General features: G+C 59.6%; 8 protein-coding genes and 1 pseudogene. 3 read left to right on the top strand and 6 right to left on the bottom strand.

The window, feature by feature from the left end; all coding sequences use genetic code 11:
• Positions 1–9 precede the first annotated feature (9 nt).
• Positions 10–831, top strand: a complete 822-nt coding sequence (locus KGB03_RS03220; RefSeq protein ID WP_218538346.1) for a carbon-nitrogen hydrolase family protein — start codon at positions 10–12, stop codon at positions 829–831.
• A 223-nt stretch (positions 832–1,054) separates the two neighbouring features.
• On the top strand, positions 1,055–2,380 hold the full coding sequence (locus KGB03_RS03215; RefSeq protein ID WP_218538347.1) for an APC family permease: 1,326 nt from the start codon (positions 1,055–1,057) through the stop codon (positions 2,378–2,380).
• 110 nt (positions 2,381–2,490) lie between these two features.
• Here KGB03_RS03215 and KGB03_RS31280 read toward each other — a convergent pair whose 3' ends face one another.
• From KGB03_RS31280 to KGB03_RS03190, 6 genes and pseudogenes are all read right to left on the bottom strand, one after another.
• A complete protein-coding gene (locus KGB03_RS31280; protein WP_411739836.1) occupies positions 2,491–3,153 on the bottom strand; it encodes an ATP-binding protein in 663 nt (220 codons plus the stop codon).
• A 57-nt stretch (positions 3,154–3,210) separates the two neighbouring features.
• Positions 3,211–3,297 (bottom strand): annotated as a pseudogene (locus tag KGB03_RS31275) (hypothetical protein); the annotation flags it as partial.
• A 590-nt stretch (positions 3,298–3,887) separates the two neighbouring features.
• Complete coding sequence (locus KGB03_RS03205) at positions 3,888–5,699, bottom strand: DAHL domain-containing protein (RefSeq protein WP_223526328.1); 1,812 nt, start codon at positions 5,697–5,699, stop codon at positions 3,888–3,890.
• Complete coding sequence (locus tag KGB03_RS03200) at positions 5,696–6,655, bottom strand: cytochrome-c peroxidase (protein ID WP_223526327.1); 960 nt, start codon at positions 6,653–6,655, stop codon at positions 5,696–5,698. Before KGB03_RS03200 ends, KGB03_RS03205 begins: the two co-directional genes overlap by 4 nt.
• Positions 6,656–6,688: 33 nt before the next feature.
• Positions 6,689–8,578, bottom strand: a complete 1,890-nt coding sequence (locus tag KGB03_RS03195) for a putative bifunctional diguanylate cyclase/phosphodiesterase (RefSeq protein ID WP_223526326.1) — start codon at positions 8,576–8,578, stop codon at positions 6,689–6,691.
• Positions 8,575–10,881, bottom strand: coding sequence for a putative bifunctional diguanylate cyclase/phosphodiesterase (locus tag KGB03_RS03190; RefSeq protein ID WP_223526325.1), 2,307 nt, complete (start codon positions 10,879–10,881; stop codon positions 8,575–8,577). Before KGB03_RS03190 ends, KGB03_RS03195 begins: the two co-directional genes overlap by 4 nt.
• Positions 10,882–11,138: 257 nt before the next feature.
• On the opposite strand from KGB03_RS03190, the gene KGB03_RS03185 reads away from it, so the two are divergent.
• Positions 11,139–12,491, top strand: a complete 1,353-nt coding sequence (locus tag KGB03_RS03185; RefSeq protein ID WP_218538353.1) for an HD domain-containing phosphohydrolase — start codon at positions 11,139–11,141, stop codon at positions 12,489–12,491.
• Positions 12,492–12,584: the final 93 nt, after the last annotated feature.

Genomic DNA, 12,584 nt, shown 5'->3' with positions numbered 1-12,584 from the left:
GGAATACCCATGAAAGTCGAACTCGCCCAGTTGGCGGGCCGTGACAACGACACGGCTTACAACCTCGACCGCGCGCTGAAGGCGATGGCGGCCTGTGCTGCCGATACGCAGCTGATCGTGTTTCCCGAAACCCACCTGATGGGCTTCCCGACCCTCGAGGCGTTGGCCGAAACCGCCGAACCGCTGGACGGTCCGACCGTCAGCGCGGTGCTGGCTGCGGCCCGTGAACGCAATATCGCCGTGGTGATCGGCATGGCCGAAAACGACAACGGCCGCTTCTACAACACCACGCTGCTGATCACCCCCGAAGGTATCGCGCTGAAATATCGCAAGACGCACCTGTGGGCGTCGGACCGCGGTGTGTTCGAGCCCGGCGACCGTTACGCCACGTGTGAGTGGAACGGTGTGCGGGTCGGCCTGCTGATTTGCTACGACATCGAATTCCCGGAAACCGCCCGGGCCCTGGCGCAATTGGGGGCCGAACTGCTGATCGTCACCAACGGCAACATGGACCCTTACGGCCCGACTCACCGCACCGCGATCATGGCCCGCGCCCAGGAAAACCAGGCGTTTGCGCTGATGGTCAACCGGGTGGAAGAGGGCGATGGCGGGTTGGTGTTCGCGGGTGGCAGTGCGCTGGTGGATCCGCTGGGGACTTTGTTGTTCGAGGCCGGACGGGAGGAGGGGCAGTTTGCAGTGGAGCTGGACCTGAATCAGCTAACGGCGGCGCGGCAGGATTATCGGTATCTGGATGATCAGCGGCTGCGGTTGCCGGGAGAGATTGTTGAGCATGCTTGTGGATTGCGGGAGCTGCTGATTCCAAAAGGTTGATCCAAATTCTCTGTGGCTTGTACTGGCCTCTTCGCGAGCAAGCCCGCTCCCACATTGGTTGTGTGAACTCCCGAGATCAAATGTGGGAGCGGGCTTGCTCGCGAAGAGGCCCTGACAGGCGACACATCTGTGTCGGCCAATAACCAGAACAACAACGAAACACCCGAAATTTAGCGCCGAACTCGGCTCTGCCATAAATCTAATAAATTCGGAGTAGTCGCTCATGGCTCATTTGCAACGCACCCTGTCATTGGGGTCGGTGGTGCTGTTCGGCATCGCCTACATGACGCCGATCATCGTGCTCGGCACCTTTGGCATCCTCGCTCAATCCACCGCCGGCATGGTCCCGGCCGCTTACCTGGCGGCGCTGGTGGCGATGTTTTTCACCGCCATGAGTTACGGCCGAATGGCCTCGGCGTTTCCCGTCGCTGGCTCGGCCTATAGCTATGTCCGCAAGGCGATCAGCCCGAAACTCGGTTTCATCGCCGGTTGGGCCGTGCTGCTCGACTACCTGTTCCTGCCGATGGCGATCTGGCTGATCGGCGCGGCCTACCTCAACTCCGCGTTCCCGGCCGTGCCGCAGTGGATCTGGGTACTGGCGTTCATCGGCATCACCAGTGCAATCAACATCGTCGGCCTGAAACTGGCCAACGGCATCAACGCGTTACTGATGCTGGTGCAGTTCCTGGTGCTGATCGCCTTCGTGGCGCTGTGCGTTCATTACGTCGGTGGTGATGCGAGCACGCCGTTGTGGTCGGTCAAACCGTTCTTCAACGGTGATATGCAGATGCCGCTGATCATGAGCGGTGCAGCCATCGCCTGTTATTCATTCCTCGGGTTTGACGCGGTCAGCACCCTGACCGAAGAAACCCGCGACCCGCGCCGCACCATCCCGCGAGCGATCATGCTGATCACCCTGATCGGCGGGTTGATCTTCGTCGGTGTGTCGTACTTCGTGCAGATCGCGCATCCGTCGTTCCAGTTCGACAGCGTCGACTCGGCAGCCTATGAAATTGCCCGCAACATTGGTGGTGACCTGTTCGTGTCGATCTTTCTGATCGGCCTGATCGTCGGCCAGTTTGCGTCGGGCCTGTCGGCGCAGGCCAGCGGCTCGCGGCTGTTGTTCGCCATGGGTCGTGACGGCGTGCTGCCAAAATCGTTCTTCGGCACCTTGCATGAACGCTTTGGCACACCAGTCAACAGCATCCTGCTGTGCGCCGTGGTCGCGTTGCTGGCGCTGAAACTGGACGTCACCACCTCGACCTCGTTCATCAACTTCGGCGCGTTCCTGGCGTTCAGTCTGGTGAACCTGTCGGTGATCTTTCACTACTGGATCGGCGGTGAGCACAAAGGGCTGCGTGAATTCGTGTTGTTCCTGCTGTTCCCGTTTATCGGTCTGGCGGCGGATTTGTGGCTGATGGTCAGCCTCGATCACCTGGCGATCTATCTGGGGTTGAGCTGGCTGGCGATTGGCGTGGTGTACCTGGCGGTGCTGACTGGCGGCTTCCGTCGCCAGCCACCGGAGATGGATTTCCAGGAAGCCACCTGACCCGCATAAACCCGTAGGAGCAAAGCTTGCTCGCGATTGCGGTGTGTCAGTCGACATTAATAGTGAATGACACACCGCAATCGCGAGCAAGCTTTGCTCCTACAGGGGGGTCAGAGATTGGATTGGTGAATCGGCAACTGGACCCGAAACGTGGTTCCCACGCCCACTTCACTGCGCACCGTAATATCCCCCCGATGTTTTTTCACGATGCCATAGGACAGGGACAACCCCAGCCCCGTCCCCTGGCCCACCGGTTTGGTGGTAAAAAACGGGTCGAAGATTTTCAGCAAGCTGTCCGGTGCGATGCCGGAGCCAGTGTCCGCGACCTCTATCCACACCGTTTCCGCTTCAAGCCCGGTGCGCAAGGTGATGGTGCCGCGCTCCGGGCCGATGGCCTGAGAGGCGTTGACGATCAGGTTCATGATCACCTGATTGATTTGCGAAGGCAGGCATTCGATGTCGGGCAGGTCCTGGTATTCCTTGAGCACATCGGCCTTGTACTTGAGTTCGTTGGCGACAATGTTCAAGGTCGATTCGATGCCCTGTTGCAGATTGGCCCACTGCCATTCCTGATTGGAGTCCACCCGGGAGAAGTCCTTCAGGTCCTTGACGATCTGCCCGACCCGGTTGATGCCGTCCTTGGATTCCTTGATCAGCAGCGGAATGTCCTCGCGCAGGAACTCCAGCTCGACCCGTTCGCGCAGTTGGTTCAAACGCTCGATGAGCTCGCTGGAGCCGATCGCCTCTTCCGCATCGCGATAGGCGTCGAGCATTTCCTGCAGTTGTTTGAAGTAGCCGTCCAGGGTGCCGAGGTTGGAGGAAATGAAGCCGATGGGGTTGTTGATTTCATGGGCGACGCCAGCCGCGAGCTGCCCTAATGAAGCGAGTTTTTCCGATTGCACCAATTGGGTTTCCAGCTGTTTGCGCTCGTCGATTTCCCGCTGCAATTCGACGCTGGTTTCTGTCAGTTGCCGGGTTCGGCGTTCGACCATTTGCCCTAAATGGTCCATCTGCACGCTGGCCCGTTCGGTCATGTCCCATTTGGTCAACAGGGTGTTGGCCATCTGCTGGACTTCAATGTTGTCGAACGGCTTTTTCAGGATCAGCAGCCGGTCATGTGCGTTCAATCGATCGAGCAGTTCATCCCAGGAATAGTCGGAATAGGCGGTGCACACCACCACTTGCAGGCGTGGGTCGGCCTGCCACAAATGTTCGATGGTCTGCGCACCGTCCCAGCCCTCGGGCATGCGCATGTCGACAAAGGCCAGGGCGTAGGGGCGGTTTTCCTGCAAGGCCCATTTGAGTTTGCCCAGGCCTTCCTGGCCGCCATAGGCCGAGTCGAGCTCGAACAGTGCACGGGTTGATTTCACTTCGCTGCCAAACAGCTCGGCCTCCATCTCGTCCAGTTCGACGGTCTGTTCCGGCATGGGCGTGAGAATCTTGCGGAAGTCCACGTGAATGGACGGGGTGTCATCGATCAGCAGAATGCGTCGATTCGAAAGCTCGCTCATGCTTCCTCCTTGACGGTTTTCAGCGGTATCTGCAACGTGAACAGCGCACCCTTGCCCGGTCCGTCGCTATGGGCGGTGAGGTGGCCGTTCATTTCGATGGCGGCCAGGGCGCAGCTGTGCAGGCCGAAGCCGTGGCCTTCCTTGCGGGTAGTAAACCCGTGGGAAAAGATGCGCGTCATGTTTTCCTCGGCGATGCCTTCGCCGTCGTCCTTGACGCTGACTTGCAGGATCTTGTCTTCGACGATTTTGACCCCCAGGGTCATTTGTCGCGGGCGGTTGCTGAGGTCGGACATGGCGTATTTGGCGTTGCTGATCAGGTTGATCAGGATCAGCAGCAACCGGTGCTTGTCCCCCATGACCTGCGGCACATCGCTGTACTCCTTGACTACCGTGACGTGGTGTCGGGTCAGGGCGCCAGAGTTCATGCGCAGGGCGTCTTCCAGCAATTCGCTGATGTGCAGCGGTTCCATCAGGCTGTTGGCGCCTGCGTAGGACTGCTGGGTGGCGACGATGTCCTTGATGTGGTCCACGCTTTTGGTCAGTTGGGCCAGTTCGTCGGTCATGCCTTGTTGTTCCAGGGCTATCGCGTCCACCAGTTGATTCAGGTAACCGGGTAGCAACTTGCCTTTCGGGTCCTCGGTCAGAAAGGTGCCGAGGTCACCTTGATGGTCGTTGATCAGTTGCATGGCCTTGCCCAGGCCCAGCGCCTTGCTGCCGCGCAGTTTGCGGGTCACCAGGTCGGCCGAAATGTTCACGCTGTTGAGCACGTTGCCGACGTTGTGCAGCACATTGGTGGCGATCTCGGCCATGCCGGCCTGGCGCGCGGTGTCGAGCAGTTCGCTCTGGGTATCCTTGAGTTCGCGGGTGCGCTCTTCAACCCGCAGCTCCAGGTCTTCATTGGCGGTTTGCAGGGCTTTGTTGACGCGGTTGATCACCGTGAAACTGCGCATCAGGTGAATCGCCAGGTACACCAGTAACAGCACCAACAGTACGGAAAACACCAGCATGTAGAAGTGATAACGCTGATCGACCGCGTCGGTCCGCTGCTGGTCGGTGTTCAGCAGGTTGGTAATGTCGTCCAGGCGTTCGGCCACGGGAACGGCTTCGATGTTTTCCAGTAACCGATTGACCACGGGTTGTTCGCGCACAATCAGCGCGATGTGGTTGCTCATAATGTCGATCGGACTGTGGAACTGTTCAGGCAGACGCTGTTTGTTCACCCCCAGTTTGTTCAACCCGAGCAGGATGTCGGCGGCCCTGTCATCGGAGGTGACCTGGGCGAACTCCAGGCTGCTGAGCAGCAAGTCATAGGTGTCGGTGGCGGCGTTCTGAAGTTGCAGTTGGTCCTCACCCACCAACCCGGACAGCTGTTCCTGAATGTCGTCCTCGGCGGTGGGCAGGAACGCCAGTGAGTTGCGCAGCACGGCGTTGTGAGACTTGAACTGCTCCACCAAGCGGGTCTTTTCCTGAATGGCGCTCAGGTACGCATCATGGCTGGCGCGCCAGATGGGCGAGTCGTTGCGGCCGTGGTTCGACTCCATGGTGTCGAACCGCTCCCAAAGGTCCGTTATCTCGGTCAGTGGCGAGACCAACGGATCGTAGTTGTGACTGATGGCGATCCTGGCCTTGAGGATCTCGGTTTCCCATTGTGCGTTCAGCTGTTTGATCCGGCCGATCAGGTCCCGGGATTCGGCGTAGGTTATCGTCTGGTTCGAGCTGGATTTGAGGTACAGAAACAGCAGCACTGAAGCCAGCATCAGAGCCACGACGCCAAGCAACGCCAGGTTGCGGCGGTTAGACGTTTTCATAAGGGCTTGCCTCCCCATTCACCGGTCAGGGTCTTGAGGAATTTGATGATCAGCGTTTTGTCGTCGGCAGAGGGAATACGACCGAGCTGGAACTTGAACATCACATCCACCGCTTCTTCAAGAGTCTTGGCCGAACCATCGTGAAAGTACGGCGCGGTCACGGCAACGTTGCGCAGGCTCGGGACCTTGAATACGTTGCGGTCCTCTTCGTCTTTGGTGATCAGATAGCGGCCCAGGTCGGCTTCGGTGGGGTTGCCTCGAGTCTTGAAGTAGTCGCCCATGACCCCGAACTTCTGGAACATGTTGCCGCCGATGTTGACGCCCTGGTGGCAGGCGATGCAGCCGTAGTCCTTGAAACGTTGGTAACCGTATTTCTCGTCGAGGGTGAGAATGTCGGTATCGCCTTGCAGGTATTGGTCGAAACGCGAGTTGGCGCTGATCAGCGTGCGTTCATAGGTGGCCAGGGCATTCTGCACATTGTTCATGGTCACGCCGTCCGGGTAGGCGTTGGCGAACGAGGTCTGATAAGCCGCATCGGCGGTCAGCATCTGCACCACATGCTCCCAGTTACTCCCCATTTCACTGGGGCTTTGCACCACGCCGTGGATCTGGGTTTCCAGTGTGTCGGCGCGGCCGTTCCAGAATTGTCGGAAATTCAGGCTGGCGTTGAACACGCTGGGGGTGTTGATCGTCACTGGAACGCCGTTGAACCCGAGGGAAAACGCCTTGTTGTCGGCACCGCCATTTTCCAGTCGATGGCAACTGGCGCAGGACAGTGAATTGTTGACCGACAAGCGTGTCTCGTTGAACAACTGGCGACCGAGCTCGATCCGCAGCGGATTTTGCTGGGGCACCGCCGGCAGTGGTTTGAGCGGTTCATCCAGCGGTGCGGCGCCAGCGCTCAGGCAGAGGCCGAACAACGGTGCCAATAGCAGACGGTGAAAAGAAGGCGACATCTGATGATTCCTTGGCTTGGGCCTGCGCATCGTTCACGTGGCTGCGGATGAAGAGGGCTTCACCGACCCCAGATACCGGACGAAGGCGTCCGGCGCCACGGCTTTGCTGAAGTAGTAACCTTGACCCTCTTCACATTGATGTGACTTGAGGAAGTCCAGTTGTTCGAGGGTTTCCACCCCTTCGGCGATGATGGTCAGCTTGAGGCTCCGGCCCAGGCTGATGATGGCGCTGACCAGCGCGGCGTCGCTGCTGTCGCGGCTTAAGCCGCGAATGAACGACTGGTCGATTTTCAGCACGTCGATGGGAAAACGCCGCAAGTAGCTCAGGCTGGAATAACCGGTACCGAAGTCATCGATGGCCAGTCGTACGCCCATCAACTTGAGCCGGGCCAGAGCGTTTACCGTGGTTTCGACGTTCTGCATCAACACGCCTTCGGTGATTTCCAGCTCCAGCAAGGCCGGTTCCAGACCTGTTTGTTTGAGGATCTGTTCGATGCCGTCGACAAAGTCCCGCTGACGGAAATCGATGGCCGACATGTTCACCGACATACAGATTTTCGGCAGCCCCGCGGCCTGCCAGGCGCAGGCTTGTCGGCATGCCTCGGCCAGCACCCATTTGCTCAACGGCACGATCAAGCCGCTGTCTTCGGCAATACTGATGAAGTCCGAGGGGTAGACCAGGCCGTGCCCCGGTTTTTGCCAGCGGATCAGCGCCTCGGCACCGACCACCTGGCCACTGACCAGGTCCAGTTTGGGCTGGTAATGCAGGACAAATTCGTTGCGTTCCAGCGCCAGGCGAATGCCGCTCTCGATGCTTTGCTGATCCCGGGCGCGCTGGTTCATCTCGTCGATGAAAAACCTGAAATCGTTCGGGCCGCTTTCCTTGACGTTGCGCATCGCGGTTTCGGCTTTCTTGATCAGCGCGATGGCATCGAAGCCGTCGTCCGGGTAAATGCTGATGCCCAGGCTGGCGGTCACGCTGAGGTCGTGGCCGGCAATGTGCTGGGGCGCGCGGATGGCGTTCAAGAGTTTTTCGGCGATGCCCTTGGTCTGCTGGGGATGGCGGACGTCGGCGAGGATCACCACGAATTCATCGGAACCGTAGCGAAACACCGAGTCGGACTCGCGGATCGTCGCCACCAGATTGCGCCCGACCTGTTTAAGCATTTCGTCACCGGCCGGATGACCCAGGGCATTGTTGATGCGCTTGAAGCGATCGAGGCCCAGAAACATCACGGCCAGTTGTTTGTCATGGCGACGGGACAGGGCCAGGGACTGGTTCAACCGGTCACCGAGCAAGGTGCTGTTGGGCAGCTCGGTCAGTACGTCGTACTGCAACAGGTGCGACACCTTGAGCAGTTCGTGGACCCGCGCCTCGATGGTTTGCTCCAGGCTCAGGACCTTCATCGCCGCGTCCTGCGCCATCTGCCATTTCCAGGTCAGGGCACTGGCCATCTGGCGGATTTCCAGGCTGTCGAAGGGTTTTTTCAGCACCAGCAACTGGTCGCCGAATTCCAGCCGTTCGGCCATGTCTTCCCAGGTGTAATCGGAAAAAGCGGTGCACAACGCGATTTGCAGGTGAGGGTCGGCCTTCCACAGTTGTTCGATGGTTTCCAGGCCGTCCCAGCCCGGTGGCATGCGCATGTCGGTGAACGCCATGGCATAGGGGCGACCTTCGGCCAGTGAGCGCGTGACCAGTTCGAGGGCTTCCTGGCCCTGGTAGGCCGAGTCGAGCTGGAACGTCAGCCGATCAAGCTGCACGGTGCCGAACAGGGCTTCTTCAGCGCTGGCGAGGGTCTGTTCGCCGCCGGGTTCCTCACCTTCGATCTCGGCGCCAAGAATCTTGCGAAAATCCTCATGAATCGAGGGCGTGTCGTCGATGATCAAGATGCGCCGGTTAGTCCGCACGAAAGGCGTTTTCATCCTTTGCCCTCCGTGGAGCGCGGCGGGTTCTCCAGAATCGGCCCGATGTCATGGTTGGGGGGCACGATGCTGCCGGCCTTCAGCAGCTCGGCGGCCTGCTGGCTGCTGACCGCTTTGCTGAAGAAGTAACCCTGGGCGTTCATCGGTGAACCGGTGGCCATCAGCGAGCTGCGCTGCTCCTGGGTTTCGACGCCCTCGGCAATGATGCCGATCCCGACTTCACGGGCGAAGTTGATGATGGCGCGCAAGGTGTTCGCGCTGGCCGGATCGCGGGCGGCGGTGTCGATGAAGGCCTGAGCGAGTTTCAGGTGATTGACCTGGTAGGTCTTGAGGTAGTCGAACGAGGAGTACTCGGTGCCGAAGTCGTCGATGGCGATCTTCACCCCCAGTTCACGCAGGCGCGGCAGCACATCGTTGTGGGTCCATTTGGTCTGGGCCAGTGTCGCTTCCGTGACGTCGAAGCGCAGGTCCCAGGGGCAGAGTTCCCAGCGCGCGGTGGTGCGCAGCACGTCATAGATCAGTTCGGGACCACTTTTAAGTTGCGCCAGGGACAGCTTGATCGCAATCACCGGCGGCGCCATTCCCTCATCGCGCCATTGACGCATTTGCCGGCAGGCGCGATCCAGCACCCAGTGACCGAGCGCGACGATGGTGCCGGTCTTTTCCGCCGCGGGCAGGAACGCCGGGGCTTCCAGCAAACCGCGCTCAGGGTGGTTCCAGCTGACTTGCGCTTCCATGCCGAGGATTTTGCCGCTGGTCAAGTCCACTTCCGGCCAGTAATGCAGTTCGAGTTCTTCGTGTTCGATGGCCGTTCTCAGGTCGCTGGCGATGGTCATGCGTTCGACCACCTCCTGATTGATCTCCTCGGAGTGGAAGTGGTACTGGTTGCGGCCCTGTTCCTTGGAGCGGTACAGCGCCATGTCGGCTTGGGTCAGCAGGCCGTCGGCGCTGGTGCTTTCCGGGGTGCAGCTGCTGATGCCGATACTCACTGAGACCCGCACATCGTTGCCGGCCAGGGAATAGGGCAGTACCAACGTATCGCGGATCTTGGCGGCCAGGGCTGCGGATTGGGTCGGGTCGCTGACGTCCAGTTGCAAGATCGCGAACTCGTCACCGCCGAGGCGGGCGACCACATCGTTTTCGCGCACACAGTCCTTGATCCGGCGGGCAACCTCTTGCAGCAACAGGTCGCCCACGGGATGGCCGAGGGTATCGTTGATGCGTTTGAAGTGATCCAGGTCCAGGTAAAACATGGCGAACGGTGCCGCCCCCCGACGCGCCGAGGCGAATGCCTGGTGCAACCGCTCGATCAGCGTCGCCCGGTTGGCCAGCCCGGTCAGCCCGTCGGTGCGGGCCAGCAGGGCGATTTTCTCTTCGGCCAGTTTACGTTCGGTGATGTCGATGATGATGCCTTCGACTTCCAGCAAACGGCCTTCATCGTCGCGCACCGGGATATAGCGGTTTTCGACCCAGCGCCAGGCGCCTTCGCCAGTGCGCATCCGGAATTCGATGGAAGCGCCTGCCGCATGACGGTCCAGCACCCGGGCCATGGCGGTGTCGACCTTGGTTTGATCATCGGGATGGATCAGTTCCTGAGCCCAGTTGGTCGAGGTGACCAGTTTCGCCGCGACATGACCGTATTTGGTGATGTTGTGCGAGATGTACATCAACGGAAACGACGGTTCGCCGCGTAACCGATACAGAATGGTCGGGCTGTTCTGCACGATGATGTTGGCGTCGGACAGCTCTCGGGTGCGTTCTTCGACCGCCTGTTCGAGCAGCGACATCTTCAGCTCTGCGTCTTCGGTCATTTGCCACTTGGCCGTCAATGCGCTGGCCATCTGGCGGATTTCGATGGCATCGAAAGGTTTTTTCAGAATCAGCAGGCGATCGCCCAGTTCCAGGCGTTCGTCGATGTCTTCCCAGGAATAGTCAGAATAAGCGGTGCAAAGCGCCACTTGCAGCTTGGGATCGACCTGCCACAGCCGTTCGATGGTTTCCAGCCCGTCCCAGCCTGGCGGCATGCGCATGTCGATGAAGGCCATCGCGTAGGGCATGTCGTTGGCCAGCGCCGTCTCGACCTTGTCCAGGGCTTCGAGGCCCTGAAACGCCGAATCGAGCACGAAGCTCTGCAGCGATAGCGCCGCAGGAGTGCCGAACAGGGCATTTTCGGCGCTGATCAGGCTGTCGTCATCGATCGATGGCGGACTGAGGATCTTGGCGAAGTCCGCATGAATCGAGGCTGTGTCGTCGACGATAAGAATCCGTCGGTTGGTCCGCGCCAGCAGCGTATTTATCGACATACGCCAGTACCGGCGGCAGCTTGATGCGGTTTTCGCATGGGGGCTTCCTTTCCCTGATCACCTGACCGAACGTGCAGATTTGGATCCGAGTCAGCTCAGCATAGTCGCCTGTCCAGCACTTCGCGCAACTCAATGAGCTGAATCATTTCTGTTGGCGGGCTGAAAATCATCTAGCCTGTAGGTCAGGCTCCGGCAATAGGGGATGTTTGCCTCGGGGCCTGCCACAACGATGTGCCCGTTTTTCTTGAGGTGACGCCATGGAAGAGCAACTCCCCACGACTTTGAACGATAAACCCAAGGTGCTGCTGGTCGATGACGAGGAGTCAATCCTCAACAGCCTGCGTCGCCTGTTACGCGGCCAGCCCTACGAGTTGCTGCTGGCCACCAGCGGTGGCCAGGCGCTGGAGATCATGGAGCAACACTCCATTGACCTGGTGATGACCGACGCACGCATGCCCAATATGGACGGCGCCACGCTGCTGGCCCGCATCCATCAGCTTTACCCGACGACCACCCGGATTCTGCTCACCGGCTACGCGGACATGCCGACGATCATCAAAGCGATCAACGAAGGGAAGATTCACCGCTACATCAGCAAACCCTGGAGCGACGAGGAAATGCTCCTGACCTTGCGCCAGTCCCTCGCTCATCAATACTCCGAGCGCGAACGCCAGCGTCTGGAGCAGTTGACCCGGTTGCAGAACGACCAGTTGAAGTCGCTCAACATCACCCTGGAAAAACACGTCGCCGCCCGCACTGCCGAACTGCAGCAGACCGCCGACATGCTCGACCTGGCCTACGAAGAGCTCAAGCACAGCTATGTCACCGGCACCGAGGTGTTCTCGCTGCTGGCCAACCTGCGCCTGCCGCCGGCCAAACAGACCAACCGCCAGATCATCGAACTGGTGCGGGTGTACTGCAAACTTCATGGCCTGGATGAGGGCACCAGTCGCGACCTGACCATGGCCGCGGCGCTCTACAACATTGGCAAACTGAGCTGGACCGACAGCATGATGACCGCGCCCGCGGACCTGCTGCACCACAGCGATCGGGAGCGTTATCGCGGTTATCCCAAGCAGAGCGAATCGCTGTTGATGACGCTCGATCCGATGAAGGACGCCGCCCGTCTGATTCTTCATCACCAGGAGCGCTGGGACGGCAGCGGCTTCCCCGACCGGCTCAAGGGCGAGGCGATTCCGTTCGGTTCGCGGCTATTGAAACTGGCGGTGGATTTCATTGAGTTGCAGCGTGGGCTGATCCTCGAGCGGCAGATGAACAGCGATGAAGCACTGGTCTACATCCGCAACTATGCCGGGCGACTCTACGATCCCGAGTTGGTGGAGGATTTCATTCAGGTCTGTGCCGCCTACCTGAGCGATGTCTCGTTGGCCGATCCGTCGGTCAAGGTGCTGACCACACGGGAAGTGGCGGCGGGCATGATCCTGGCGCGCAACCTCAATGCCGACAACGGCATGCTGCTGCTCAATGCCGGCAAGGTGTTGAACGGGCCACTGGTGGAGAAGTTGATCGCCTTCGAAGCCATGGAAGGCGCGAAATACAGCATTTTCGTGAAGGTGCCGGAAGACGTTGCGGTTCTCGAGGCCAGTTAGTTTTCCAGACTCTAGACAATCCCCTTGTGGGAGCGGGCTTGCTCCGGGCGGCGTTCCGACGAAGGCGGTTTTTCATTCAACATTGATGTTGAC

It is taken from the genome of Pseudomonas sp. BF-B-26 (assembly GCF_019956495.1).
Classification (GTDB): domain Bacteria; phylum Pseudomonadota; class Gammaproteobacteria; order Pseudomonadales; family Pseudomonadaceae; genus Aquipseudomonas.
The sequence above is the reverse complement of the archived record's forward strand: the minus strand, read 5'-3'. Positions and strand labels throughout refer to the sequence as shown.